This window comes from Humibacter sp. RRB41 (genome assembly GCF_022761015.1).
In the GTDB taxonomy this organism is placed as follows: Bacteria; Actinomycetota; Actinomycetes; order Actinomycetales; family Microbacteriaceae; genus Humibacter.
Map to the genome: position 1 here is coordinate 156,398 of NZ_JAKWJQ010000001.1, position 26,310 is coordinate 182,707.

General features: G+C 65.8%; 29 protein-coding genes. 17 read left to right on the forward strand and 12 right to left on the reverse strand.

Translation table 11 applies throughout. The annotated features are described in order from the left end of the window. Positions 1-62: 62 nt before the first annotated feature. From MJ603_RS00775 to MJ603_RS00800, 6 genes are all read right to left on the reverse strand, one after another. Positions 63-1,034 carry a D-alanine--D-alanine ligase gene (locus tag MJ603_RS00775; RefSeq protein ID WP_243061759.1) on the reverse strand — a complete coding sequence of 324 codons (972 nt, stop codon included), beginning with the start codon at positions 1,032-1,034 and terminating at the stop codon, positions 63-65. A 25-nt stretch (positions 1,035-1,059) separates the two neighbouring features. After that, a complete protein-coding gene (locus tag MJ603_RS00780) occupies positions 1,060-2,379 on the reverse strand; it encodes a PLP-dependent aminotransferase family protein (RefSeq protein WP_243061760.1) in 1,320 nt (439 codons plus the stop codon). 157 nt (positions 2,380-2,536) lie between these two features. Further along, entirely contained in the window at positions 2,537-2,863 is a 327-nt protein-coding gene (gene trxA, locus MJ603_RS00785) for a thioredoxin (protein ID WP_243061761.1), read from the reverse strand. A 53-nt stretch (positions 2,864-2,916) separates the two neighbouring features. After that, positions 2,917-3,873 carry a thioredoxin-disulfide reductase gene (gene trxB / locus MJ603_RS00790; RefSeq protein ID WP_243061762.1) on the reverse strand — a complete coding sequence of 319 codons (957 nt, stop codon included), beginning with the start codon at positions 3,871-3,873 and terminating at the stop codon, positions 2,917-2,919. 95 nt (positions 3,874-3,968) lie between these two features. Next, positions 3,969-5,591: a murein biosynthesis integral membrane protein MurJ gene (murJ, locus tag MJ603_RS00795; RefSeq protein WP_243061763.1), complete on the reverse strand. Its 1,623-nt coding sequence runs from the start codon at positions 5,589-5,591 to the stop codon at positions 3,969-3,971. Next, positions 5,584-7,881 (reverse strand): DUF6049 family protein, encoded by a 2,298-nt coding sequence (locus tag MJ603_RS00800; RefSeq protein WP_243061764.1) that lies wholly within the window; start codon positions 7,879-7,881, stop codon positions 5,584-5,586. The genes murJ and MJ603_RS00800 overlap by 8 nt, the downstream gene beginning before the upstream one ends. A 194-nt stretch (positions 7,882-8,075) precedes the next feature. Here MJ603_RS00800 and MJ603_RS00805 point away from each other — a divergent pair, with 194 nt between their 5' ends. After that, positions 8,076-9,506, forward strand: a complete 1,431-nt coding sequence (locus MJ603_RS00805; protein WP_243061765.1) for a CCA tRNA nucleotidyltransferase — start codon at positions 8,076-8,078, stop codon at positions 9,504-9,506. Positions 9,507-9,533: 27 nt separating this feature from the next. Here MJ603_RS00805 and MJ603_RS00810 read toward each other — a convergent pair whose 3' ends face one another. Continuing rightward, positions 9,534-10,286 (reverse strand): PIG-L family deacetylase, encoded by a 753-nt coding sequence (locus MJ603_RS00810; RefSeq protein ID WP_243061766.1) that lies wholly within the window; start codon positions 10,284-10,286, stop codon positions 9,534-9,536. Beyond that, positions 10,283-11,500, reverse strand: a complete 1,218-nt coding sequence (locus tag MJ603_RS00815; RefSeq protein WP_243061767.1) for a glycosyltransferase — start codon at positions 11,498-11,500, stop codon at positions 10,283-10,285. The genes MJ603_RS00810 and MJ603_RS00815 overlap by 4 nt, the downstream gene beginning before the upstream one ends. Before the next feature lie 186 nt (positions 11,501-11,686). On the opposite strand from MJ603_RS00815, the gene rpsF reads away from it, so the two are divergent. The 5 genes from rpsF to dnaB all read left to right on the forward strand — a co-directional run bounded on the left by rpsF (position 11,687) and on the right by dnaB (position 15,298). Then, positions 11,687-12,082 (forward strand): 30S ribosomal protein S6, encoded by a 396-nt coding sequence (rpsF, locus tag MJ603_RS00820; protein ID WP_243061768.1) that lies wholly within the window; start codon positions 11,687-11,689, stop codon positions 12,080-12,082. A gap of 4 nt (positions 12,083-12,086) precedes the next feature. After that, on the forward strand, positions 12,087-12,578 hold the full coding sequence (locus MJ603_RS00825) for a single-stranded DNA-binding protein (protein WP_243061769.1): 492 nt from the start codon (positions 12,087-12,089) through the stop codon (positions 12,576-12,578). Positions 12,579-12,639: 61 nt separating this feature from the next. Beyond that, positions 12,640-12,903, forward strand: a complete 264-nt coding sequence (gene rpsR, locus MJ603_RS00830) for a 30S ribosomal protein S18 (protein ID WP_022902101.1) — start codon at positions 12,640-12,642, stop codon at positions 12,901-12,903. A gap of 9 nt (positions 12,904-12,912) precedes the next feature. Next, on the forward strand, positions 12,913-13,365 hold the full coding sequence (gene rplI, locus MJ603_RS00835; RefSeq protein WP_243061770.1) for a 50S ribosomal protein L9: 453 nt from the start codon (positions 12,913-12,915) through the stop codon (positions 13,363-13,365). 583 nt (positions 13,366-13,948) lie between these two features. Continuing rightward, the gene (gene dnaB, locus MJ603_RS00840) at positions 13,949-15,298 is read left to right on the forward strand and encodes a replicative DNA helicase (RefSeq protein ID WP_308220550.1); all 1,350 of its coding nucleotides are present in this window, start codon (positions 13,949-13,951) and stop codon (positions 15,296-15,298) included. Between the two features lie 147 nt (positions 15,299-15,445). Here the strand turns inward: dnaB and MJ603_RS00845 are convergent, their stop codons facing one another. Continuing rightward, the gene (locus tag MJ603_RS00845) at positions 15,446-16,183 is read right to left on the reverse strand and encodes an SDR family oxidoreductase (RefSeq protein WP_243061771.1); all 738 of its coding nucleotides are present in this window, start codon (positions 16,181-16,183) and stop codon (positions 15,446-15,448) included. A 234-nt stretch (positions 16,184-16,417) separates the two neighbouring features. Between MJ603_RS00845 and MJ603_RS00850 the strand changes: the two genes are divergently transcribed. From MJ603_RS00850 to MJ603_RS00885, 8 genes are all read left to right on the forward strand, one after another. Continuing rightward, positions 16,418-17,284 (forward strand): helix-turn-helix transcriptional regulator, encoded by an 867-nt coding sequence (locus MJ603_RS00850; protein ID WP_243062694.1) that lies wholly within the window; start codon positions 16,418-16,420, stop codon positions 17,282-17,284. A 43-nt stretch (positions 17,285-17,327) separates the two neighbouring features. Then, complete coding sequence (locus MJ603_RS00855) at positions 17,328-18,209, forward strand: aldo/keto reductase (protein WP_243061772.1); 882 nt, start codon at positions 17,328-17,330, stop codon at positions 18,207-18,209. Positions 18,210-18,214: 5 nt separating this feature from the next. Then, complete coding sequence (locus tag MJ603_RS00860) at positions 18,215-18,472, forward strand: hypothetical protein (RefSeq protein WP_243061773.1); 258 nt, start codon at positions 18,215-18,217, stop codon at positions 18,470-18,472. Positions 18,473-18,490: 18 nt separating this feature from the next. After that, the gene (locus MJ603_RS00865) at positions 18,491-18,814 is read left to right on the forward strand and encodes a carboxymuconolactone decarboxylase family protein (RefSeq protein ID WP_243061774.1); all 324 of its coding nucleotides are present in this window, start codon (positions 18,491-18,493) and stop codon (positions 18,812-18,814) included. Next, the gene (locus MJ603_RS00870) at positions 18,814-19,188 is read left to right on the forward strand and encodes a DUF2255 family protein (RefSeq protein ID WP_243061775.1); all 375 of its coding nucleotides are present in this window, start codon (positions 18,814-18,816) and stop codon (positions 19,186-19,188) included. The genes MJ603_RS00865 and MJ603_RS00870 overlap by 1 nt, the downstream gene beginning before the upstream one ends. 9 nt (positions 19,189-19,197) lie before the next feature. Further along, on the forward strand, positions 19,198-20,217 hold the full coding sequence (locus tag MJ603_RS00875; RefSeq protein ID WP_243061776.1) for an aldo/keto reductase: 1,020 nt from the start codon (positions 19,198-19,200) through the stop codon (positions 20,215-20,217). A 12-nt stretch (positions 20,218-20,229) separates the two neighbouring features. Then, entirely contained in the window at positions 20,230-20,622 is a 393-nt protein-coding gene (locus MJ603_RS00880) for a cupin domain-containing protein (protein WP_243061777.1), read from the forward strand. A gap of 270 nt (positions 20,623-20,892) precedes the next feature. Further along, on the forward strand, positions 20,893-21,708 hold the full coding sequence (locus tag MJ603_RS00885) for a PHB depolymerase family esterase (protein WP_243061778.1): 816 nt from the start codon (positions 20,893-20,895) through the stop codon (positions 21,706-21,708). Positions 21,709-21,763: 55 nt separating this feature from the next. Here the strand turns inward: MJ603_RS00885 and MJ603_RS00890 are convergent, their stop codons facing one another. After that, entirely contained in the window at positions 21,764-22,414 is a 651-nt protein-coding gene (locus tag MJ603_RS00890) for an FMN-dependent NADH-azoreductase (protein ID WP_243061779.1), read from the reverse strand. Positions 22,415-22,488: 74 nt separating this feature from the next. Between MJ603_RS00890 and MJ603_RS00895 the strand changes: the two genes are divergently transcribed. Continuing rightward, positions 22,489-22,818 (forward strand): helix-turn-helix domain-containing protein, encoded by a 330-nt coding sequence (locus MJ603_RS00895; RefSeq protein WP_243061780.1) that lies wholly within the window; start codon positions 22,489-22,491, stop codon positions 22,816-22,818. 94 nt (positions 22,819-22,912) lie between these two features. On the opposite strand, the gene MJ603_RS00900 is transcribed toward MJ603_RS00895, so the two are convergent. Continuing rightward, positions 22,913-23,467 (reverse strand): TetR/AcrR family transcriptional regulator, encoded by a 555-nt coding sequence (locus tag MJ603_RS00900; protein ID WP_243061781.1) that lies wholly within the window; start codon positions 23,465-23,467, stop codon positions 22,913-22,915. Positions 23,468-23,625: 158 nt separating this feature from the next. Here MJ603_RS00900 and MJ603_RS00905 point away from each other — a divergent pair, with 158 nt between their 5' ends. Continuing rightward, positions 23,626-24,408: a hypothetical protein gene (locus MJ603_RS00905; RefSeq protein WP_243061782.1), complete on the forward strand. Its 783-nt coding sequence runs from the start codon at positions 23,626-23,628 to the stop codon at positions 24,406-24,408. Positions 24,409-24,679: 271 nt separating this feature from the next. Here the strand turns inward: MJ603_RS00905 and MJ603_RS00910 are convergent, their stop codons facing one another. After that, positions 24,680-25,468: a class I SAM-dependent methyltransferase gene (locus tag MJ603_RS00910; protein WP_308220551.1), complete on the reverse strand. Its 789-nt coding sequence runs from the start codon at positions 25,466-25,468 to the stop codon at positions 24,680-24,682. Positions 25,469-25,807: 339 nt separating this feature from the next. Between MJ603_RS00910 and MJ603_RS00915 the strand changes: the two genes are divergently transcribed. Beyond that, positions 25,808-26,290 carry a sugar O-acetyltransferase gene (locus tag MJ603_RS00915; protein ID WP_243061784.1) on the forward strand — a complete coding sequence of 161 codons (483 nt, stop codon included), beginning with the start codon at positions 25,808-25,810 and terminating at the stop codon, positions 26,288-26,290. Positions 26,291-26,310 lie beyond the last annotated feature (20 nt).

A 26,310-nucleotide genomic window follows, 5' to 3' on the forward strand; every position in this document is an offset into this window, starting at 1 on the left:
TCCGTGACGCGATGTTTCACGTGAAACATCGCGTCGGCGAAGGGCGTAGCCGAGAATGGTGGTCAGCCGGCGAAGTCGAGAGTGTCACGAATGGCCTGCTCAGCCAGACCGGCGTAGACGGCACCGAGATCGAATCCGGCGGCCTCGATGGCAAGCGGAACGAGTGAGGTCTCTGTGAGTCCGGGGAGCACGTTCGCCTCGAGGAACCACGGCGTGCCTTCGGGATCGACGATCAGATCGACGCGGGAGAGGTGCCGGAGTCCGAGGGCTTGGTGGGAGCGCACGGCGACGTCGGCTGCCGCGATGGCTGCGGCATCCGTCAGCCTGGCAGGCGTGAAGAAGTTGGTCTCCCCCGCGTTGTACCGCGCTTCGAATCCGTAGATCCCGTTGCGCGGAACAATCTCGACGGCCGGAAGTGCGACCGGGCCTGCGCCGGTGTCGAGCACCGCGACGGCGACCTCGATGCCGATGACACGTCGCTCGATCAGCGCGACGTCGTTGTAGGTGTAGGCGTTGACCATGGCTCGCGGCAGGTCGGTGACGTCATCGACGTAGGTGACGCCCTGTGCCGACCCGCCCTCGGCGGGCTTGACGACGAGCGGTGCAGTGAGCGCGTCGCCCAACGCCTCGAGCACGCTCACGGCGCCGAGTTCGCGGAACGTCTCGGTCGGGAGGGTCACCGAGGCCGGCGTATCGACACCGGCTCGGGTCACGATGGTCTTCGCGACAGGCTTGAGCCATGCGAGGCGGGCCGATTCGGCGTCGGCGCCCACGAAGGGAACGCCGGCAGCTGTGAGCAGTGCACGGAGGGCGCCGTTCTCGCCACTCGCACCGTGCAATGCGGGCCACACCACGTCGGGGCGGATGTCGTTGATCGCGGTCAGCAGTGAGGCATCCGGCTCCCGAACGGTCACGCGATGCCCATGCGCGGCGAGGCCGTCGGCGACTCGTCGGCCCGATCGCAGTGAGATGTCGCGCTCGTGGGAGATGCCGCCGGCGAGAACGAGCACGTTGAGGCGTTCGAAATCGGTCATGATCGGTGCGCTTCTCTCGTGCGTGTCAGCGGAGGTCGGTGGGAGGGAACGTGTTCGCCGCGGTGCGTTCCTGGCGAAGTGAGCCGGTCCCGGCGAAGGTATCGAGCAAGTCGAGTTCGCCGTTCACGACATTGGCGAGCCTGCGGATGCCGACCCGAATGGACTCCGGTGTCGGATAGCAGAACGAGAGACGGATGTTCTGGGTGCCGTCGCCGTTCGCGTAGAACGCGGTTCCGGGCGTGTAGGCCACGAGTTCCGTGACGGCGCGCGGCAGCATCGCCTTGGAGTCCAGGGCCTCGGGCAGCGTCAGCCACACGTAGAACCCGCCGTTCGGATCGGTCCAGTTAAGCTCGGGCAGGTGCTCCTCGAGTGCGGAGATCATCGCCTGCTTGCGTTCGCGGTAGACATCGCGGAACGAATCGATCTGGCCGCGCCAGTCGGCCTCTGAGAGGTACTGCGAGACGACGAGCTGCGTGAACGAGCTCGGACTGAGCACCGCCGCCTCGTTGGCGAGGATGAGCTTCTCGCGGATCGCGTGCGGTGCGAGCGCCCAGCCGACGCGGAATCCGGGGGCGAGCGTCTTGGAGAACGTTCCGAGGTAGACCACACCCTCGTCATCGACGGACCGCATGGCTGCCGGCGGCTTCTGACCGAAGTAGAGCAGACCGTACGGGTTGTCCTCGAGCACCAGGATGCCGTTCTCGCGGCAGATCTCGAGGATCTCGAGCCTGCGCTCCCACGTGAGGGTGACACCGGCGGGATTGTGGAAGGTGGGGACCGTGTAGAGGAACTTGACGCGACGTCCGATGGCGCGGGCGTTCGCGATGTGCTCACGCAGCGCCTCGGGAATCAACCCGTGCTCATCCATCGGCACGTGGTCGACCTCAGCCTGGTAGGACTTGAAGATCACCAGTGCAGTCACGTAACTCGGGCCCTCGGCGAGCACCAGATCGCCCGGATCGATGAAGAGCTTCGCGAAGAGTTCGAGCGCGTGTTGCGATCCCGTCGTGACGATGACGTCGTCGGCGCTGGCGCTGATGCCCTCCAGCGCCATCACGTCGGTGATCTGCTCGCGAAGGAGCGGAACCCCCTGGCCTGAGCCGTACTGCAAGGCCACTGCGCCCTGCTCTCGCATGACCTTGTCCATCGCACCCACGACGAGGTCTTCGGGCAGAGCCGAGACGTACGGCATCCCGCCCGCCAGCGAGACCACTTCCGGCCGCGAGGCGACGGCGAACAAAGCTCGAACCTCACTCGCGGCCAGGCCGGCCGTGCGCTGCGCGTAGTGCGAATACCAGGGGTCGAGATTGTTGCCAGTGCCGTGCTGGCGGCCGTTTTCGATCACGTGTCATTCCGTTCTGGGCGTGAATTCCATGCTATGGGATGCCTGATGTATGCCCGCACCGGCCGGAGAGGTCGGGAGCACAGGCGCCGAGGCTGTTGGCGGGTAAAGAAAAACGCCCGCCCGGCGTGAGCCGGACGGGCGTGGAAGCCAGTGCCGACTACGAGATGTAGGCGGCCAGGTCTGCCTCGAGGGCGGGCTTCGGCTTGGCGCCGATGACGGTCTTGACGACCTCGCCGCCCTGGTACACCTTCATCGCGGGAATGGAGGTGATCTGGTACTTCGCCGCGGTCTGCGGGTTGTCGTCCACGTTGAGCTTGACGATCTCGATCTTGTCGGAGTGCTCGGCCGCGATCTGGTCGAGGATCGGCGACACCGCGCGACACGGACCGCACCACTCGGCCCAGAAGTCGACCAGGATCGTCTTCTCGGATCCCAGGACCTCCTGGTCGAACGTTGCGTCTGTGACGGACTTGGCGGTGGACATGTGTTTCTCCTTCTATCGGTCTAGTCGCCGGGCGATCGATCGTCCGGCGGTATTCAGTTGGCGAGCGTGAGAGCTTCGAGCTCGTCTTGCTCATGCGCCGCGAGGAAGTGCTCCGCGTCGAGGGCGGCGACCGTCCCGCTCGCCGCGGCGGTGACCGCCTGGCGATACGTCGGGTCGATCACGTCGCCAGCGGCGAAGACGCCCGGCAGGTTCGTGCGGGAGCTACGGCCGTCGACGGCGATCGTTCCGGCCGGGGTGAGGTCGAGCTGGCCATGGATCAGGTGGGTACGTGGGTCGTTTCCGATCGCCACGAACACGCCTTCCAGCGGGAGGTCGCTGGTTGCACCGGTGACGGTGTTGCGCAGGGTGACGCCGTTGACGGCGCCCTCGCCGTTGATCGCGGCGACTTCGCTGTTCCAGACGAACTCGATCTTGGCGTTCTCGAACGCGCGGTTCTGCATGATCTTGGATGCCCGCAGCGAGTCGCGACGGTGGATCACGTAGACCTTGTCGGCGAAGCGCGTGAGGAACGTCGCCTCTTCGAGGGCGGAGTCTCCGCCACCCACGACCGCGATCGTCTTCTGACGGAAGAAGAATCCGTCGCAGGTGGCGCACCACGACAGGCCGTGGCCGGAAAGGTGCTCCTCTTCGGGCAGACCGAGCTTGCGGTAGGCGGAACCCGTCGCGAAGATGACGGACTTCGACTCGAACGTCTCGCCGCTGCCGACGCGAACGGTCTTGACATCGCCCGACAGGTCGAGCGATACGACGTCGTCGTACAGCACCTCTGCACCGAACTTCTCGGCCTGGACCTGGAATTTCGCCATCAGATCCGGGCCCATGATGCCGTCGGGAAAGCCAGGGAAGTTCTCGACCTCGGTGGTGTTCATCAATTCGCCGCCGGCCTCGACCGAACTCGCGATCACGAGCGGCTCGAGGTTGGCTCGGGCGGCATAGATCGCCGCCGTATACCCGGCAGGGCCGGACCCGATGATGATGATCTGCCGCACGTGCACTCCTTCAGTCGCGGCGCCGGTGCGCCTCGCAAGCGCGTCACCCGCGGGAAAAGCGCTCACTGTGGTGTGAAACACAGTGTAGGCGGATGCTATTCCGCGCCGCCCGAGCGTCCCGAGCGCCGCGAAATGCGACCGCGCAGGGCGCCGATCGCGACGTCCAGCTCCTCGGTGCGGAGCATCCTGAGCATGCCCACGTACACCGCGAGCATGACGACGCCGATGGCCGCGATCGAGACGATCGCAGCGAGCTTGCCTGAGACCGCGAAGCCGTCTGAGGTCCCGCCGAGCACTGCCAGGACGGCGAGGCCGAAGGCTCCAGCGACGACCGCGGAGACCAGGTATCGCCACAGACCGCGGACGATGCGCCGACCGTCGAAACGACCCATCCTGCGATGCAGGAGCGCCGCGGCGATCAGCGCCTGCACGATTCCGCCGATCGATACCACGAGCGCAATGCCCATCGCACGGAACTCGGGGGCGACGAAGAGGCATGCGATCACACCGATGACGACGATCACCGTCTGAACCACCGTGTAGACGAACGGGGTGCGGGTGTTTCCGAGCGAGTAGAAGGCGCGCTGCACGACGAAGAGCATGCAGAACGGAATCATGCCGATCGCGTAGGCGATGAGGACATTGCCCACTTGAGAGTACGAAAAGGTGGTGAAGATGACCGAGATGGGATATGCAGCGACAATGATCGACACACAGAAAAAGCTGATCAGGAGCGAAATCGTGCGCATTGCCGTGGAAAAATCGAACCGGAACGAGCCCATGTCGTCCGCTCGGGCGTGCTCGGCCATGCGCGTGTAATAGGCGGTGACGATCGAGACCGCGACGATCGAGAACGGCAGCATGAAGATGAGCCACGCGGTCGCCATCACGGTGACGGAGGCGAAGTGGTCGTTTGCGACGGTGTTCGCCACGTTGGTCTCGACGATGCCGGCGATCTGGGTGCCGACGATCATGGCGAACGTCCATCCGGCGGCCTTGCCCGCGCTGCCCAAGTCGACGCCACGCCACTTGAAGTCGAAGCGGAACGTGAGTCCGACCCGGCGCCAGAACAGGAACAGCACGAGTCCCTGGACTGCGATGCCAAGAGTGGCGCCGCCGCCGAGCAGCGCGATCATGCCAGGCGTCCAGGCCTCGAGTGGACGGAGGCTTTTCGGGTCGCTGCCGAACGCGACGATGAACACGATGAGCATCGCGATGCTGACCACATTGTTGATCGCGGGGGCCCAGGTGAACGGTCCGAAGGACTTGCGCCCGTTCAACACCTCGCCGAGCAGGGTGTAGAGCGCGAGGAAGAAGATCTGCGGGAGCGACCAGTACGCGAACGCGGTGACCAACTCGCCGAAGGCTCCGTGCGCACCGTAGAGCGCAGCGAACCACGGCGCCATCAGCGTGGCGACGACTGTGACGACGAAGAAGATCAGAATCCCCAGCGTGACCAGTTTGTTGATGTACGCCTTGCCGCCGTCCTTGTGGACGGAGGCGCGCACGATCTGCGGCACGAGAATGGCGCTCAGGATGCCCTGCGCGATGATCGCGTAGATGCCGTTCGGCACCACCGTGGCCGTGCTGTATGCGTTCGCGCCCTGGGCGACGGCGCCGATGGCCTGGATCAGAATCCACGAGCGCACGAATCCGAGCACGCGGGAGACCATGGTGCCGGAGGCCAGCATCGCGCTGGCGCGGCCGATGCTAGCCACGCGGCGCTCCGTTCCGGGACTCGTCTCCGTCGGCCGACTCGATGGCGGCGTGCTCGGAGACGGACTGCTCGTCACGAGAAGGTTCCGCTTCTGCGGCGTCGGTGCCGACATCCGTCACGGCGTCGTCGCCGACCGCATCCGTGTCTGCGGCGTCATCTGTGTCGTCGGTACTCGGTTCGCTGCCGCGCCGCCGGGCGGAGCGACGGCGCAGGATGCTGCGCACCAGGCCGAACCCGAAGAACAGCACGACGGCGATGCCGAAGATGAGGGCTCCGAGGCCTTCCCAGTCCGCATGCACCTCGATGGCCGCGGTCGCACCGCCACCGATGGTGATGCCGGTCGGGCTGTACAGCTGCAGCCCGAGCTTGACGCTGCCGTTGCCGAGCTTGGCCTTGACGGGAACGAGCACCTTTGCGCTGGAATTCGCCGGGATGGTCTTGGCGGTGTCGGAATCGACGTCGAGCCGACCGTTCGACGGCGTGGCTCTGAGCACGACGTTCACCGGCAGATCGAAGCCGTTCGTGACGGTGACGGGGATGAGGCTCTGCGCGCTGGCCACCGTGATCTTGCCGGTCGGGTTGATCTTCACCGAGGCCACGGTGCTCGCGGCATGACCGGTGAAGCCGGTTACGGACGAAGCCCAATTCTCGTCCGTTTGCCGCCATCCGACCCCGAGCAGCGACAGCAGTTCGTTGCGCGTCTGGCCGGTGAGAAGGGTCGGATCCGCGAGCACCGTTGAGAACGCATCGAGGTCGCCCGCCGAGCTGGTGAGCGCTGTCACCGAGGCCGTGCGTGTGGCGTCCTGCGTGGCATCCGTCAGCGCGAGGCCGCTGGTGATCGGCGCTGTCAACGCCTCGCGCAGCGATGACGCGTGAGCCCACGGCAGCGAGTACACGGCGTCGAGCGCGTCGGAGGTCGTGTTCGCATTGCTCGGCCAGTTGCGGTCCAGACCCGCCAGCACGATCGTTCCGCCCGAGCCCTGCTCGCTCACCACGGCGAGTTGCGAGGAGACGGATGCCAGTGCCGCGTTCTGCTCGTCGACCGTCGTGGCGCCGACGACCTTTCGCAGTGCCGTGCTGATGCCCTGGTCTGTCACGAGGGCAGTGCCGCCTTTGACCGCCAGCGGGGCGTTCGGAGTGGTCGAGAGCGACGACGCGTTCGTGTTCGAGCCGGAGACGATCGTGGACTGATATCCCTGTGTCGCGAGGGTCTGGAGGTCAGCGCTGCGCAGGCTCTTATCGGCGGGCCAGGCGATTCCGCTGAACGTGTAGGGCCACGAGAGCAGCTGTTCGATGGTCGGAACGTTCGTCGGAGCCGCGGTCTGCGTCGGCGTCGGTGTGATGAACGGGTTGGTGGTCGGGGTGGGTGTCGGTTCCGGCGTCTCACCGACGGTGATGGGCGTCGGGAAGTTCTTGGGATCGAGCGCGTACCCGAACGACGTCGGGGTTAGCAACGGCGTGATGCCGGACTGGAGCTCGGTGGCGACATCGGCGTCACCGTACTGCAGCGGAAAGGAATCGTTGTCGAGCAGTTCCAGGTTCTCGAGCCAGGTGCGCGCGCTCGGTGGTGCTGAGGACCCCAGCACGCGGATCGACGCGATGATCATCGGGTCGATACCGATGGCGATCGAGGGGTGGTTGCGCGCGAGCGTGAGCTCCTTGGTGAGCAGGCCGTCGCTCGCGGTGTAGGTCGCGAGGTCATCCGACGGGATGAGACCGGTCGAGACCGGTGGCACCGTGATGGGCATCGCGACCGCGAGTCCGACCTGCGCCGAGTCGGTGGCCGCCGAATACGCCAGCGTCGAATACGCGGTTCCGACGTCTCCTGATGCCTGCTTCACCGTAGCCTTCAGCCCATAGACAGCGGCCTCGCCGCTCAGCGCAACGGCCGATGCGGGGATGGTGACGGTGGCGACCCGACTCGAGGTGCCGGCGGTGATGCCGATCGTGGCCGTCGTGTTGATGACCCGGGTGGCCGGCTCGTCCCCGCTGTGCTTGGTCCAGTCATCCAGTGCGTCGCGGGTGGTCAGGGGCTCCTCGGTGATCGACACCGTCGCGGTTCCTGGAGCGATCGACGCTCCCGAGGTGTTGTCGATCGAGATCGTGACGGTGACGGACTCCCCGGCCGTCTCGGTGCCCGCGTTGCCCGCGTACATCGACACGGTCGCCGAAGCGGCATCCGCTGCAGCAAACGACGACGCCTCGGTCGACGCAGGCGCAGGCGCCGGCGCGAGCGCCCCGAGCATCACAGCGACGCACGCCGCGACCAGCGCGCCCCGACCGATTCCCATGCGACGACCCCTTACACGCATGCGGCAGCGCAGGGGTCGTCGGGGAGCATGACCGCAATTGTACGGGTCGTGCGGTCGTGAAAGGCCGGGTGAGGCGGCGGATGGCCCGGGCTCACAGGCATCCGCTGCCCGCCTCCCAGCGGAGCTGGGCACGTCGTCTCGTGCGGGTGGCCCCCGGTACACTGTTCAGCACTATGCAGAGCGTCGCCGAGTCACTCGCGCGCCTGCGCGAAACGGCCGAATCCCCCGTCGTCTCGCGTCTCGCGACGGCGTTCGCGGAGGCCGGGCATGAACTTGCTCTGGTCGGTGGTCCGGTGCGGGATGCGCTTCTGGCACGTGCCGTGCACGACCTCGACTTCACGACGGATGCGCGTCCCGAGGCCACGATCGCGATCGTGAAGCCGCTCGCGGGTGCCTGGTGGGACATCGGACGCCAGTTCGGCACAGTCGGAGCCCGCATTGGCGACGAGACGGTCGAGATCACGACGTACCGCGCCGACAGCTACGACGGCGCGACTCGCAAGCCCGAGGTGGCTTTCGGTGACACGCTCGATGGCGATCTGGTGCGACGCGACTTCACGGTGAACGCGCTCGCACTGCGGGTGCCGCAGATCGTGCTGGTCGACCCGTCCGGCGGCGTCGACGACCTGATGGCACGGGTGCTGCGAACACCGATCTCCCCAGAGGTGTCGTTCGGCGACGACCCGCTGCGGATGCTCCGCGCGGCCCGCTTCGCATCGCAACTCGGCTTCGCCGTGAGTGACGACACCGTCGCGGCGATGAGTGCCATGGCGGATCGCATCGAGATCGTCAGCGCCGAGCGCATTCGCGACGAGCTGGTGAAGCTGCTCACCAGCGACAACCCTCGTGCCGGACTGGAACTGCTGGTGGAGAGCGGCCTGGCCGAGCGCATCCTGCCCGAGCTTCCCGCTCTGCGACTCGAAATCGACGAGCATCACCACCACAAGGACGTTTATCGGCACACCCTCACGGTGCTCGACCAGGCGATCGGATATGAGAAGGAACGGCATCCGGGCGAAGAGCCCGACCTGGTGCTGCGGCTCGCCGCTCTGCTGCACGACATCGGCAAACCCGCGACGAGGCGACTGGAACCGGGCGGAGTGGTGAGCTTTCACCACCACGACGTGGTCGGTGCCAAACTCGCGCGCAAGCGCTTGAAGGCTCTGCGCTTCGACAACGACACGGTGGATGCCGTCAGCCGGCTGATCGAGTTGCACCTGCGGTTCTTCGGCTATTCGGACGGCACCTGGACCGATTCGGCGGTCCGACGTTATGTGCGGGATGCCGGCGACCAGCTCGAGCGGCTGCACGAGCTGACCCGCGCCGACGTCACGACTCGCAATCGTCGCAAGGCCGATCGTCTCGGGTTCGCCTACGACGACCTCGAGGCGCGGGTCGAGGAGCTGAAGGCTCAGGAGGAACTGGATGCCGTGCGTCCGGACCTCGACGGAACGGATGTGATGCGCATCCTCGGCCTGCGGCCGGGGCCGGAGGTCGGGCGGGCCATGAGATTCCTGCTCGAGCTACGGCTCGACGAGGGGCCGCTCGACCCCGACGACGCCGAGGGCCGGCTGCGCACGTGGTGGGCGGCGCAGGAGCGCTGAGCGTGCCCCCGCCGACCGCCAACTCGCTCAGGGAGCTGGGGGCGCAGGGAGCAGTCGCACCCCGTAGATCAAGCGAATTGGCTCGCGCTGACCGCCGGAGTGCACGACGTCTGTGCCGTCGACGGTGAACTGCGTGGCGTGGGCGCCGAGGGCACCCGCGAGCTCGCCGGCGCGATCCGTCGCGTCGACGACGAAGGCGCCGGGCGTCTCGGGCGGCACGAGTTCCGCGAACGGTACGCCGGCCGCCCGGCTCGCCTGCAGGGCGGCCACGCGGACGTACCGATGATCCGGATGCCCGTAGCCGCCCTCGTCGTCGTAGCTGATGACGAGGGCACTGCCGAGGTGGCGGATGAGGGCGGTCACATCAGCGACCACCTCGCCGACCGGCGCACGCGTGAGCGCCTCCTCGGGCGCGTCGTCGACGGGGCCGGCGAGGACCGGTGTCACCCAGCGCATGCCGGAGTCGCTGTAGCGGCGCGGCGGAAGGCCGGCGGCGCGGGCAGGCGGGTCGCCGAGGTAGAAGGCATCCGTGATGCCGAGCGAGCGCACTGCGCGGTCCAACTCCGCGAGACGTGTGCGTGTGAGTTCCGCCGGGTCATCGCCGACCTGGCTTCGCAACGCGGGCACGACCTCGCCCCGTTCCCCCCGCGTCGCCGTGAGCAGGTCGACACGGACGCCGCGCGACACGAGCCACAGGATCAGTCCCCCCGACGACAGCGTCTCGTCATCGGGATGCGCGTGAACGAAGAGCACGGACCCCGCCGCGGCGAACGGGTTCACGCGCGCTCGCGCCGGGGCGCTTGCGTGCCGATGCTGTCGAGAAGGTGGCGATAGACATCCACCGTCTCTTCGGCAGAGCGAGCCCAGGTGCGCTCCGCAGCGAAACGATGTGCTTCCGCCGAACGTGCCCGCCAGATTTCGTCGTTTGAGAGCAACTCCGACAGTCGGTCCGCCCACTCACGCGGGTCTCGGGATGGCAGCAGAGCCGCACTCTTGCCGTTCACCCCCTCGCGCAGCCCGCCGGACGGGGCGGCCAGAACCGGCACGCCGCTCGCCGCTGCTTCGAGCGCGACCAGCCCGTAGGTCTCCGAGTGCGAAGGGATGAGCGCCGCAGATGCGTGCGCCAAGAGATCTGCGAGATCGTCGCGCGAGAGCGGCCCGGCGAAGTGCACTCGCTCCGTGATGCCCAGCTCTGCTGCGAGGGCACGGAGCTCGTCGAGGTGCCACTGGTATCCGTCGGTGGGGCCGCCGGCGATCACGAGGTCGGGCCGGAGTTCCGGCGGGATGCCCGCGACGGTTCTGATCGCCAGGTCTAGTCCCTTGAGAGGTTCGATGCGTGCGGCCGCGACGACGTACGGCCGGGGCGACGTGCGCCGCTCGCCCTGGTGGAACAATGAGGCGTCGACACCGGGGAGCACGACATGCACGCGGGTGGGATCGGCGTGAAGTCGCTCGATGATCGTGCGCTGCTCCGCGTGGCTCACTGCCACGATGGCATCCGAGGACTGAGCGAGCCAGGCCTCTCCGTCGAGGCGTCCTGATGACTCGGGTCGCTCCCCCTCGCTCAGGTCCGTCATCGGTTCGGCCGCGATGCTGTGGAAGCTCTGCACGTGCGGAAGGTGACGGCTGTGCGCGAACGGGAGTGCCGACATCCCGGCGAGCCAGTGATGGGAGTGCACGATGTCGATGTCGCCGATCGCGTCGAGTCCCACCCGGAAAGCTTCGATGTAATGCTCCTGCTCGGCCTTCGGGCGCAGTTCCGTGGGCCCGGCGTCGATGAAGCGGAGCACGACGCCCGAGGGAAGCGTGGCGACCGGCGGCAGCGTCGGCGAGAAGCGCCGTGTGATGACCTCGACGTGGTGGCCGGCGGATGCCATGCGCTCCGACGTCGCCCGCACCAGCACGTTCATGCCGCCGACGTCACCGGATCCGGGCGCGGCGAACGGCGAGGTGTGCAGCGCCACGACCGCGATGCTCAGACGACCTGCAGGCATGGGTCCAGCCTAAGTACCATGACGCGCAGGCAGCCCCCAGCCTCGAGTTGGCCGATCGGCTGCCGGTCAGCTAAGATGACCAGGTTGTCTGCCGTGCGAGCATCGTTCGAACGCGGATGACGATGCACATACCCTCCTGCTGCAGAAAGTCTGCAGCCGTTCTAGTCCAGAGGAGGTGGGTTAGTCATGCATCAGTACGAGTTGATGGTCATCCTCGATCCGGAAATCGATGAGCGCACCGTTGCTCCCAGCCTTGACAAGTTCCTCAACGTCATCCGCACGGATGGTGGAACCATCGACAAGGTCGACATCTGGGGCAAGCGCCGTCTGGCTTACGAGATCAACAAGAAGGCCGAGGGCATCTACGCCGTCGTCGACTTCACGGCGGAATCGGATGCCACGCAAGAGCTCGATCGCCAGCTGAACCTTTCCGAGGCAGTCATGCGCACGAAGGTGCTGCGTGCCGAGGAAGCCATCGCACAGGTCGACGCCGCCACCAAGCGCGCCGACGAGAAGGCGGCCCGCAAGCGCCGTCCCGAGCCTGTCGAAGGTGCCGCGGCCCCGACGAAGCAGAGCGCCTAGTCCCATGGCAGGCGAGACCATCATCACCGTGGTCGGCAACCTCACGGCAGATCCGGAACTGCGGTACACGCAGAACGGGCTGGCGGTTGCCAACTTCACCATCGCATCCACTCCCCGCACCTTCGACCGTGCGAACAACGAGTGGAAGGATGGCGAGGCTCTGTTCCTGCGCGCGAGCGTCTGGCGTGATTTCGCCGAGCACGTCGCTGGTTCATTGACCAAGGGCTCAAGGGTCATCGCTAGCGGGCGGCTCAAGCAGCGCTCGTACGAGACGAAGGAAGGCGAGCGACGCACCTCGATCGAACTCGAGATCGACGAGATCGGGCCGTCGCTGCGTTATGCCACCGCCTCCATCACGCGAGCCCAGTCATCGGGAGGCGGCCGCAGCGGCGGCGCGCCCAGCGACGACCAGTGGGCACCATCCGCGCCCTCGTCCGAAGCGAGCGCCGACGTGTGGAACGCGCCGGGCAGCTTCAACGACGAGACCCCCTTTTAATAGCTCAGATCTCGATACGCGCGCTTCGCGCGCTACTCGATCAACGAAATAAGGAAGAACCATGGCTGGAAAGTCGAGCGGCGATCGCCGCAAGCCGATCCGCAAGGGCAAGGACGGCAAGAACGCCGCTCCGGCGAAGACCGTCCACGTCGGCGTCATCGACTACAAGGACGTCGCAACCCTGCGCAAGTTCGTCTCCGAGCGCGGCAAGATCCGCGCTCGCCGCATCACCGGTGTCTCCGTGCAGGAGCAGCGCCTCATCGCGAAGGCCGTCAAGAACGCCCGCGAGATGGCTCTTCTGCCCTACGCAGGCTCTGGCCGTTAGGAGTCACCCATGTCGAAACTCATTCTGACGCACGAGGTCTCCGGCCTCGGTTCGGCCGGCGACGTCGTCGACGTCAAGAACGGCTACGCCCGCAACTTCCTCATCCCGCAGGGCTACGCGATCGCGTGGACCCGTGGCGGCGAGAAGCAGGTGGAGCAGATCAGGTCGGCTCGCGTCGCACGCGAGCACGCCACGATCGAAGAGGCTCAGGACCTCAAGCTGAAGCTCGAGGCCACCAAAGTGAAGTTGGCCGTCAAGGCCGGCGCCGAGGGACGTCTGTTCGGTTCGGTCAAGACGGGCGACATCGCCGATGCGGTGCAGGCCGCCGGCATCGGTTCCATCGACAAGCGCAAGATCGAGCTCGGCGCTCCGATCAAGTCGGTCGGCGTGCACGAGGCGACCATTCGCCTGCGTGATGACATCAACGCCACGATCACCCTTCAGGTGGTCGCTGCCAAGTAGTTCCGGGGACGTCTGAGGACGTACTCCTGAAGCCGCATGTAGCGGCGGGTTGCATGCCCGCCGCTACATGCGTTTAACTGGCGCTCGTCGCTCATCTGAGCGCGGCGATTTTCTCGGGCGGGTTACCACCCGAAGGGGTATTCCGCAACCTTTGTCCACATGTCGGGAGTGTCGCGCAACGGCGTTGCCACAGGCATCCGACCAGTTTCTACACACAGGTGTGGGGAAACTAAATGGCTGGTCAATCGGTGTTTAGGTACCAAAAGTTTCTAGTTATCCACACAACTACTCACACCTTCTGCACACGGCGCCCGGCGTTTCGCCCAGATTGTGCACAGAGTTATCCACAGGTCGAGTTGTGGGGGTGTGCAGGCACTCCCTAGGGTGAATCAGCGTCGCGTAGCGGTGGAGTTCCAGGCCAAGGGAACGGTCTTTGTCGGGGGTGGCTGAGACCGTAGAGGTGCACGGCTGAAAGCCATCGCGGCATTGCCGTGCCCGAGAGTAGAACTCGCGACGGGGGCGAAGCACGAAGTAGTACGACTCATGGGCGTCACAGCGGCGCCAGGGGAAACAGGAGGTCCGGGTGTCGATCGCTCACCTACCCGAAGGTCGGTCGTCGGAGCGCGTTCCTCCGCATGATCTGCTCGCCGAGCAGAGCTCCCTCGGCGGCATGCTGCTCAGCAAGGATGCCGTCGCCGACGTGGTCGAGACGGTGCGCGGCGGCGACTTCTACATTCCCAAGCACGAGGTCATCTTCGATTCGATCCTCTCGCTGTACTCACGCGGCGAGCCCACCGATGTGATCGCCGTGACAGACGAGCTGACCAAGGTCGGCGATCTGAGTCGCGCCGGCGGACCGGAGTACCTCCACACTCTGACGAGCCTGGTGCCGACCGCGGCGAACGCCGGATACTACGGCGAGATCGTCGCCGAGCGTGCGCTGCTGCGCCGACTCGTCGAGGTGGGCACCCGCATCACTCAGATGGGCTACTCGGGCGAGGGAGAGGTGCTCGACCTGGTCAACCAGGCTCAGGCCGAGATCTACTCCGTCACCGGCTCGACCGAGACAGAGGACTACATCCCGCTCACGGATGCCGTCACCGTCGCCATCGACGAGATCGAGGCCGCCAAGCACAAAGACGGCACGATGACAGGGGTGCCGACCGGCTTCGCGGACCTCGACGACCTGACCAACGGTCTGCACCCCGGGCAGATGGTCATCGTCGCCGCGCGTCCCGCGCTCGGTAAGTCGACGCTCGCGCTGGACTTCGCAAGAGCTGCAGCGATCAAGCACGACATGCCGACCATCTTCTTCTCGTTGGAGATGGGGCGCAGCGAGATCGCGATGCGTTTGCTGTCTGCAGAGGCATCCGTTCCACTGCAGAACATGCGCAAGGGAACCGTCGACCAGCGCGACTGGACGACTATCGCCGCCACCCGTGGCCGCATCAACGACGCACCGCTCTACATCGACGACAGCCCGAACATGACGCTCGTCGAGATCCGCGCGAAGTGCCGCAGGCTCAAGCAGCGGGTCGGCCTGAAGATGGTCATCATCGACTACCTGCAGCTCATGACGAGCGGCAAGCGCGTGGAGAGCCGCCAGCAAGAGGTCAGCGAATTCTCCCGTGCGCTGAAGCTCCTGGCCAAGGAACTGCAGGTTCCCGTCGTGGCGCTCTCGCAGCTGAACCGTGGACCGGAGCAGCGCTCCGACAAGCTGCCGGCGCTCTCCGACCTGCGCGAATCGGGATCGATCGAGCAGGATGCCGACGTAGTCATCCTGCTGCACCGCGAGAGCGCCTACGAGAAAGACAACCCGCGCGCCGGCGAGGCCGACCTCATCGTCGCCAAGCACCGCAACGGCCCGACCCGCACCGTGACCGTGGCGTTCCAGGGGCACTTCTCGCGGTTCGCAGACATGGCGGCGGGGTAGGTCCGCTTTGTGTAGGTCGTAGGTTTTCCCGAAGCGTGGCGAATTCTCGACTTAATGACAAGCACATGGCGAACACTCCCGATGTCGGAGAATGTCGGATCTGACATTTGCGCGGAATACCCGCGCTGCCGTCCTTCGGGTTGGCTCTTAGCCGAGTTGGTCGGCTGGACGGAGCAGGATCTCGTTGACGGCGAGGTGGCGGGGGCGGGAGAGGACAAAGGCGATAATCTCCGCGACTTCTTCGGGCTTGACGGTGGCCTGGTCGTAGCCTTTCTGGACGGCTTCGCGGGTGGCTTCGTGTGTGATGTGGGTGGGTAGTTCGGTGTCGACGACGCCGGGTTCGATGAGGCTGACGCGGACGCCGGGGAGGAGTTCTTGGCGGAGGGATTCGGACCAGCCGTTGATGCCCCATTTGGTGGCGGCGTAGACGCCGTTGGTGGCGCGAGCGGTGCGGCCGGCGACGGACGAGATGTTCACCACATCCCCAGCGCCGTTCCGCGTGAGTTGGTCGAGGAAGACTTCAGTGGCCGTGATCGCGCCGAGCAGGTTCGCTTCGATCATGGTGCGGTAGTCCTGGTGCTGCTCGGGCGAGAACGGGCCGAGCAGCATGACGCCCGCGTTGTTGATCAGGACGTCGGCTCCGCCGAGCTCGTCGTGCACGCGCACTGCGGCGGCAAGGAGCTGATCGCGGTCGGTGACGTCCGCCTGGATCGCGATGGATCCGTTGCCGAGCTCGGCAGCGATCGACTGGATGCGATCGAGGCGTCGAGCTAGGAGGGCGATCGTGTAGCCGTCGGCGGCGAGGGCTCGGGCGGTTGCGGCGCCGATTCCGGAGGATGCGCCGGTGATGACGGCGACGCGACCGGTGTTCAGGTTGGTGCTCATGGGTGTGGTTCCTTCGATTCGTCAAGGGCGGGTATGTCCTCTTCCATCGCACCAGCCCGGTGTGGGTTGAGGAAGGGACTGGCAGTTCCCCTTCTCGTGGGCGTCGGGCCAGTGGGTGATAGCCCACCCGCGCCGCGAGCGGCGGATCCAAGGGCGACGACGAAGAAGGCACCGGTTATCGGTGCACTGCCAGTTCCTCCCACCGTGGCCGCATCCGCGCTTACCGTGGAGGGCATGGATCATCGAGAGCAGGTATCCGACTTCCTTCGCACCCGGCGGGATCGGATCACCCCGGAGCAGGCTGGAATCATCGGCGGGGGGCGCCGCCGCGTCCCCGGGCTGCGCCGGGAAGAGGTGGCGATGCTCACCGGGGTCAGCGTTGAGTACTACGCCCGGATGGAACGAGGCGACCTGGCCGGGGTGTCCCTGGAAGTGCTGGATGCCCTGGGCCGGGCCCTGAGACTTGACGACGCGGAGAAGGATCACCTCGCCGATCTCGCCCGTGCTGCCGGTCCCACGCCGCCGCGGCGCCGTCATGGCAGTCCGTCAGTGCCGACGGTGAGACCCGAGTTGCAGCACTTTCTGGACGCGGTGACCGGTGCTCCGATGTGGGTGCGGGATCGACGTATGGATTTCGTCGCCGCGAACCCGCTCGGCCGTGCCCTGTACGCGCCGATGCTCGACGATCCGGCAAACCAGGGCAACACGGCGCGGTTCACGTTCCTGAACCCGGCCTCCCGGATCTTCTTCCCGGACTGGGAGGCGAACGCCGACGACCTGGTGGCGACGATGCGTACCTATGCCGGGCAGAACCCGCTGGACAAGCCGCTTACGGACCTGATCGGCGAACTCGTCACCCGCTCCGACACCTTCCGGTACCGGTGGGCACGGCATGACGTGCGCCATCACCGTGCCGGCCTCAAACGCATCCACCACCCCGCCGTCGGCGATCTCGAGCTGAGCTATCAGGCGATGGAGTTCCCTGCGAACCCGGACTGGTTCATGTTCGCGTACACCGCGGTACCCGGCTCGCCTACGGCGGAGCGGCTCCTGCTGCTGGGCAGCCTCGCTGCCACCGAGCAGCCCGCAAAGGTGAACTAGCAGTTCCTTCCTGACCCGATCCGGCGTGCCTAGCGTGGAAGGTATGAGCACGAACATCACCCTGAACAATGGTGTCGAGATGCCGGCGCTGGGCTTCGGCGTCTTCCAGACCCCGCCCGAGCAGACCGTCGCCTCCGTCGCCGAAGCCCTCAAGGTCGGCTACCGGCTGATCGACACCGCCGCGTCGTACTTCAACGAGCCCGAGGTGGGCGACGGCATCCGCCAGTCCGGCATCGACCGGTCGGACGTCTTCATCGAGACGAAGCTGTGGATCAGCGATTACGGCTATGACGGGGCTCTGCACGGCTTCGAGAAGTCTGCCGGCAAGCTCGGCGTCGACCAGATCGACCTCCTGCTGCTGCACCAGCCGCTGTCCACCGACTTCGAGAAGACGATCGGCGCGTACAAGGCGCTCGAGACGCTCCTCAGTGACGGCAAGGTCCGCGCGATCGGTGTCTCCAACTTCATGCCAGACGTCCTGGCGAACCTGCTCGAGCAGACCAGTGTGGTGCCGGCGGTGAATCAGGTCGAATGCCACCCGTACTTCTCCCAGCCCGACGTGCAGAAGGCGAACGCGCAGCACGGCATCGTGACCCAGGCGTGGTCGCCGATGGGTGGCATCACCAGCTACCGCGGCGACTCCACCCGATCCACGTTCAACGACCCGATCATCGGGGAGATCGCGACTGCGCACGGGAAGACCCCTGCGCAGGTGATGCTGCGTTGGCACCTGCAGGAGGGCCGCTCCGCGATCCCGAAGTCTGTGAACCCGGAGCGCATCGCCGCCAACTTCGACGTCTTCGATTTCGAGCTCACCAGCATCGAGCTCGCCCGGATCGACGGCCTGGACACTGGTGTGCGCGGTGGGCCGGAGCCGGCATCCATCACCCTGGAGTCCTTCCACCGCGACATCCCGGAGGCGTGACCCCGGTGGGCGCGACGGAGGTCTCCACGGTCTTCGTGCACGGCAGCCACCGCGACAGCGGCGGGCACCGCCCCCGGCACACGGGCGGCGCTCGTCTGGGCGCGGGGGTGTCGAGTGCGCTGACGGCCGGAAGCCTCACCCTCGCGATGGGGCTGGTCCTCAGCCTCGTCCTTCTCGTGCCCGCGACCGGTCGGGACCACACAGCAGTCCCGACCGGATCGGATGTTCTGTCGACAGAGACCGGCGCGGCCCCCACCCACTGATTCACGAAGGAGCACCCCATGGCAGACCCCACCCCAATCCAGCGAATCGTCGGCGACTTCGCCCCGAAAATCGCCGAGCTCACCGACGACGTCCTCTTCGGCGACGTCTGGGAACGACCGGAGCTCTCCCCTCGGGACCGCAGCCTGATCACCATCGCGGCGCTCATCATGGGAGGCAACACCGAGCAACTCCCCGGGCACCTGCAGCGCGGCATCACCAACGGTCTTACCCGGGACGAGATCGCTGAGGTCCTCACGCACCTCGCGTTCTACGCAGGCTGGCCCAAGAGTCTCTCGGCGGTCACCGTCGCCCGCTCCGTCCTCGAAAGGGAGGAGAGCTGATGCCGTGGAACAAGGCTGACCTTGCGGCGGTCGTCGGCCCCGACGAGATCCGCGTCGCCCCGGACAGGAAGGACGGCACGCCTGGCGGCTTCGTCATCGTCTGGGCTGTCGAACACGACGGCCAGCTCTACGCCCGCTCCGCGCGCGGGGCGCGGGGCGCCTGGTATCGTCGCGCCCTCGCGTCCGGGCACGGCCGGATCCGTGTCGTCGACACTGAATTCGAGGTCCGCTACGTCGATGCATCCGAGGACGCCGACCACGCCGGCATCGACGCGGCATACCGCGCCAAGTACGGCCGCTACGGCCACACCGTTGACAGCGTCGTCGGCCCTGCTGCGCATCACGTCACCGTCGGTATCATCCCGATCGACTAGGAGAAACTCATGGAGTATCGACTGCTAGGCCGCACTGGAGTGCAGGTCAGCCCCCTCTGCCTCGGCACGATGATGTTCGGGCCGTGGGGCAACGACGATGAGCAGGACGCGATCCGCATCATTCACCGCGCCTTGGACGCGGGCATCAACTTCGTGGACACCGCCGATGTGTACTCCGCCGGCCGCTCCGAGGAGATCGTCGGTGCGGCATTGCAGGGTCGTCGCGACGATGTCGTCCTCGCCACGAAATTCTTCATGCCGATGGACGACGGCACCGTGAACCACTCAGGCGGATCCCGGAAGTGGATCATCCGCGAGGTTGAGAATTCGCTGCGCCGGCTCGGCACCGACTACATCGACCTCTACCAGGTGCACCGCCCCAGCCCGACGATGGATGTGGAGGAGACGCTCTCTGCACTCACCGACCTCGTGCACCAGGGGAAGGTGCGCTATATCGGCTCCTCCTCGTATTCAGCCAGCCAGATCGTCGAAGCGCAGGTCCTCGCCCGTGACCGGAACCTGTCGCGGTTCGTGACGGAGCAGCCGCCGTACTCGCTACTGGTTCGCGGGATCGAGGAGGATGTTCTCCCGACCATTCAGCGTCACGGTATGGGTTGCCTCACGTACAGTCCGCTTGCCGGTGGATGGCTCTCCGGCAAGTGGCGCAAGGATCGACCCGGCACGCCGGCTTCGGCGAACCGACCGCCGGCACGGTTCGACATGTCGCAACCCGCGAACCTGCGCAAGCTCGACGTCGTCGAAGACCTCGCGGTCCTTGCCGAGGAGAACGGAACGAGCCTGATCGAACTCGCAATCGCGTTCGTGATCCGGCATCCCGCCGTCACCTCCGCGATCGTCGGGCCGCGGACGATGGAACAGCTCGAGTCCTACTTGCCCGCCCTCGACCTCGACCTCAGCGACAACGTCCTTGACCGCATCGATGAGATCGTCACCCCAGGCGTGACAATCAACCCCGACGACAACAGCTACGGCGCTACCGAGCTGACCGCCCACGCCCGCCGCCGCTGAAGGAAGAAGATCGTGAACATCGAAAAACAGCAACCGACGGTCAAGAACCCGCCTGAGCAGTTCGCCGGCGACGTCTGGCTCACCCCCATCGTCGCACCGCACGACGCCGATCAACGCACCACCGTCGGACTCGTCCGGTTCGCCCCAGGCGCCCGCACGGCCTGGCATTCCCATGCCCGAGGCCAATACCTCCACATCGTCAGCGGCACCGCACAAATAGGCGGACGCGATGGCACCATCCTGGTCGCACACGCCGGTCAGACGGTCTACACACCGCCCGGCGAAGAGCACTGGCACGGCGCGACCGCCGATGATTTCATGGAGCATTACGCGATCCTCGAAACCAGCGACGACCCGTCGTCGACGACCACCTGGCTCGAGCAGGTCGAGAAGACGGCCGGCTAAAAGAGATGATCGCCGGCTTCGCCATCCGCGAGGGCATAGAGACATCAAAGGCCCATCGGACGCGCTCGAAGCCTTCCTCGATCACATCGGGGTCCAGCAGATCGAGTGCCACTCGATCACGGTGATGCGCCACGGGGAGCGTTATCGCCGAGAGCTGGTGGGCACCCTACTTCGTTGTTCACTCCAGAAGGCAGCGTGATCCGCTTGACGCGGACCTTCTCGGTGTCCGACTGTTGTGTCCATGCCGACGCCGGTGAGTGCAGTTCCGTGATGCGTGCGAACCTGCGGGCGGTTGCAGCCGCGCTGATGATCCTGCTCTTCGGCGGCCTTCTCGCCGGATGCTCGGCCCACGCCCCAGCCGAGCCGCCGCTGAAGGCCGGGATCCATGCAGTCGCTATGAAGGGTGGCCGTCTGGTGACGGTCCACGTGCCGGCTCATCTCGCCGGGCCTGCGCCGCTGGTGCTGGTGTTGCACGAGTTCCCCGGAAGCGGAGCCTTGGCGATGGGCTATGGCTTTGATCCGCTGGTCGACGCTGACGGGTTCGTGGCGGCCTATCCCGATGGACTCGACGGATCGTGGAATGCCGGCGGCTGCTGCGGCGATGCGGCGGACAACGACACGAACGATGTCGCATTCCTCACTTCGGTCGTGAAGCGGGTCGAGGCGCGAACGAAGATCGACCCGAAAAGGGTCTATGTCACCGGATTCTCCAACGGCGCGATGATGGCGTACCGGCTCGGTTGCGAGACGGATCTGTTCGCTGCGATCGCGCCGATCGCCGGTGATGTGGAGAGCGGCTGCAACCATCCCGCTGCGGCCTCCGTGCTGCATGTTCACGGGCTGGCGGACAGTACCGTGGCCTTCGACTCTGGCTCAGAGGCGCCGTGGCGCAAGTCCGACAACTGCGATCCGCCGAATGTGACGCAGAGCGGGGGTGTCCACCGCTCGATCGCGGCCTGTGCGCACGGTCGGACTGTCGAGGTCGTCACCATCGATGGCATGGATCATGAGATCCCGTGGGTCGCCGCCAAGGGGTTCGGCGCACCGGACATCTGGGCATTCTTCGCGACGCATCCACATCGCTGACCGATCGTGTTGCTGGTGGGCGAGGCATCCGTGCGTCTGGGTTGAGCGGGTGCGCCTATCCGGCGGTCGCGTGTTGTCGCGCGGCGAGGGAGCGGCCGTGCTGGACGGCGAGTTCCTCGGCCGCGATCTTGATGTGGGCGGCCTGCTCTGTGAACTGGTCCAGGGCCGGGTTCACGCCAACGAGGGTGAACTGTCGCTGCACGATCAGAAGATCGGCGCCCCACACGTCTTCGATCACGTGGCGCAGCCATGGGGTCGAGTGGTCCCACCCTTCCTTCGGGGTTCCTGGGCTGTAGTTGCCGCCGAGAACCGTGGCGAGCACCGTGGGCTTGCCCTTCAAGGCGCCGCCGCTGATGCGGGGATCTGTGTAGGCGATGTCGTACCAGGACTTCACGTGGGCGGCGACGCCCCAGTTATACAGCGGAATCGCAAGCAGCAGCGCGTCGGCTTCGATCAGCTCATCCACCAGCGTCGTCGCGAGTGCGCGGGCATGTCGCTGTTCGTCGCTGAGGTCGGGGTCCGCGACACCCGTGCTTGTGATGATGTCCCGCCATGCCGTCGCGGGCAGTGGGGAGGAACCGAGATCGCGTCGCGTGACGACCGAGTCCGGATGCTCGGCGGACCACTCTGCCTCGACTAGGTCGGCCAGGGCGCGGCTCTGGGATGTGGTGGGGGTGATGCTCGCATCGAGCCGGAACAACGACATGAGGACTCCAAGAAACTAGTGACTAATAAAAACAAAGTGACTAGCTGGAGCGTAGCACGGATATCATGGATGGCATGCCCGAGGCTGAACAGGAAGTCCATGCGTGCGACTCGGCGATCACGCTCGCTTTCTCTGTGCTCGGCAAACGCTGGAACGGAATGATTCTGAGCGTGCTCGGACCTGGACCTTCATCTTTCGTCTCACTGCGCAAAGCGGTAGCCGGCATCAGCGACACCGTGCTGTCCGACCGGCTCGTCGAGCTCGTCGAGGTGGGACTCGTGTCCCGCAAGGTTGCCGTGGGGCCGCCCGTGACAGTGAGTTACGAGCTCACTTCGGCCGGAGCGGAACTTGTGCCGACGATGCAAGAACTCGGTGTGTGGGCGCAACGCAACCTGCGACGCTGAGGAGGATCCCCTTGTGAAACAACGGCGCCGAGTAGCCGGCGGCTGAGTCGGCGAGGCTGCCCAGTGGGGGTCCGCGATCCGAGTGGCCGGCGCGTCAGGCCTTGAGTCCGGGGATGCCTCGCGCTGCAAGCAATTGAAAGTCCGCAGCGAGTTCATCGGGATCGATACGGAATCCCGTGGTAACCCACCAGGTGAGCAGTCCGATGAGGGCGCTCACGTAGAACTCTCTGGCGATGACGCGTTCGCCCGGTCGGGTGTCCTGAGGGAGGGAACGATCAAGGAACGGCAGCAGCAGCTGTCGAAGGTGGCGTTGGACCAGCCCGCTCGCCGAGCTCGCGCACACCGCGCGATAGACGCGTTGGTACTCCCATGCGTGGTTCAGCACCACGTTGGCCGCCGCGGAGTTCGTGGACGAGGGGCTGTCTGCCAAGACGGCCAGACCGGTCTCGACCTCGTCGAAGCACGACAGCAGCACTGCCTGCTTGTCGCGGAAGTGTGCATAGAACGTGGAACGGCCGACGTCCGCGCGGTCGATGATGTCCTGTACCGTCAGGCGTCCGTAATCCTTTTCGACGGCGAGATCGGCGAACGCCCGCACGATCAGGGCCTTCGATCGCCGCACCCGGCGATCCTCGACAAGAGTGGTCATCGGCCTTTCCTTCCGCGTGCCGTTTCGGAACGAAATCAGTGCATTCGTCCCCTATCCGACAAAGGACATTGATTGACCCTGGCGGACCGCCGCGGTCTCGACCCATAGTCGAACGTAATGTTCGTTAACACCACACTAGTTCGGGAACGGGTCGACTCATGACTACTCTGCCCTGGTACTTCTTCGTTCTGGTCGCCGTGGCCGTTCTCGGAATTCCCACCGTGACTCTCGCAGTCGTCTATCGAGGCGCACGGTCGAACGGTTCGGATCGACGTGCCGCCGTGGCCACCGTCCTCATCTCGGCGGCCTGCGCGGTCGTGTGGATCACCGTGATCTGCTGGGCCGCGGCATCCGGCCTCTTCACGCACACGACCGTGCTGATGCCGGTCGGAGCTGCCCTCTGGCTGCTCGCCGTGCTCGGATGGTCGCGGATGCCGGTTGTGGCGACGGCCCTTCGCGCGTCGGGAGCAGCGTCCTTCCTCACCTCTCCCCAGACGCTACGCATCGCTGGTCTCATCTTCCTGCTGGCCATGATGCTGGGCCGCCTGCCGTGGCTGTTCGCACTCCCGGCGGGCGTTGGCGATATCGCCGTGGGCATCGCCGCCCCCTTCGCCATGCGTCGGGTGGCGCGGGGTGCGCACCGGGGCGCCGTCTGGTTCAATGTGCTGGGCATCCTGGACCTCCTCGTCGCACTTACTCTTGGCGCTCTGACCGGTCTCAGCGCGGCAACGCAACTGATCGCCACCACGCCGTCGAGCGCCGAACTCACACTGCTCCCGCTCGTGCTTATTCCGACGACGGCGGTGCCATTGGCCCTCGCGCTGCACATCCTCGACCTCGCTGCAGTGCGCCGCCTCGCACTGGGAACGCGGTCAGCGTCCGATCCTGATTCCGTACGCGAACTGCCCGCTGATCGATCCCTATCCGATCACTCCGCGTGAGAGCACGATGTGACGGCAGTGAGCATCAGCCATCCGATGCCTGGTGGAGTCCTCGGTGTATTGGCCCGAGGCGCCGGAGCTGATGGCCGTCTTCTGGCCGTGGTCGAGTTCATCCCCCTGCCACAGGAGTGGTGCGGTTGAAGCCGGTGGGGTGCGGCCATCGGACGCCACATGAGGTTGTGCGAATCGACAGTCACGATCGCAACCCTGTAGAGCACAGCGGGTGCAGCCGCCGCTGAACTCATCGGGTGCTGCACGTCTCTCGGAGCGATCAGCTCGGCAGTGGCCTGAGCTTGAACATGAGGATGCCGAGATACTTGTTCAACACTGCCTGCTTGTGCGGATACCGCTGGCGGGCTTCCTCAGGCATCTGGGGCTCTACCGCAGTCTCGATCCACAACCCTGCTGCGCTGAAGATGTTGAGCAGATCTGACATCGTGTACGGCCGCTTCGTGAGATTGATCTGTTCGTTCCAGCCCTGGTGCCGGTAGGAGAACGAAGCAGTGGAGAAGTACTCCTCGCCCAGCGAGGTCCCATTCTGCTCGGCCCGTTCGATCGCATATCGGACCGGTTGAGTCCTGGTCAGCAGGATGAAGCCGCCCTCGGCGAGCATCCTCCGCGCCGTCTGCAACACACCGACGGGGTCCTTCGCGTACCCGAACGATTGCAGGAACACGATCCGGTCGAACCATCGATCAGCAAGGCCGGGGACCGAGGCCAGGTTGGAAAGATCACCTTGGATGAGCTCCAGACCTGCCGGTGGCGCAGTGATGAAGCTGCCACCGATATCGACCCCGACCGACGCCACCGCGCCGCCCTGACGGACCAGTTCGGCTACCTTGCCGCCGTTCCCACAGCCGGCATCCAACACTGACAGCCCGTCGACGTCGCCGAGAAGATCGCGCTGCGCGGGCCACTCGACAAGCCGATCGAGTGAGTCCTCCTTGGCTCGTGCTCGTTCGTAACCCGAGGCAAGCTCCGTCCACGGTCTGCTCGAGTCTCCTCCGCCGGACCCGGCGGAACGCGCTGTCGCTTGAGAATCGTATGAGGTCACGAACACAACATAGTGACCATGATCGGGGCCAAGTCAGGCCGTCAAGCCGGGGCCAACGTGTACCCATTCCTCTGCCACCGACACGAAACTTCGCACCCGGAACGCTCCCACCGTCGAACTCGTCGCAGCACACGCTGCTCGCAGGCGCACTATGGCCCTCGGTACTGCTGTCATGAGGGCTCGCTCGCCTTGGGGGCCAGCCTGCGGATGTTCCGTCGTCAGGGCCCCGCGCCGATGCCAAGCGTGCAAGGAGTGCGGTGTCATCATGAGACGATGCGAAATGAACGTCTGATCCCGAGGCGGACTCCCGAGTCACGCGCCGTGGTCGAGAGGGTTCAGTTGGTCATGGATCTGACCTCGCGCCTGAACGTGCTGCGCCACAACGACATCGATGGGCGCAGGGCGCTTCTCAGCGAGATACTCGGCCGGCCTGTACCCGGGACACTTACCGTGTACCCGCCGTTCTATTGCGACTACGGTCTCAACCTGGAGTTCGGCGACCGGGTGTTCGTGAACCAGAATTGCGCGTTCTACGATCTCGGCGGAATCACCATCGGCGATCGAACCATGATCGGACCCGGCGTCACACTCAGCACCGCTGGGCATCCCGTCGAGCCTGCGGAGCGGTTCGACGGCATTACCGTCGCGCCTATCGTGATCGAGTCCAACGTCTGGATCGGTGCGAACGCGACCGTGACACCCGGAGTGCGCATCGGTGCTGGTTCCGTCATCGCCGCAGGGGCCGTCATTGCAAAAGACGTCCCAGCCAACTGCGTCGTCAGCAGCAACGGATACATCAAGCGTCGAGACCTTACCTCCGCGCCGTAGCCCGACGCACGCACGCGGAT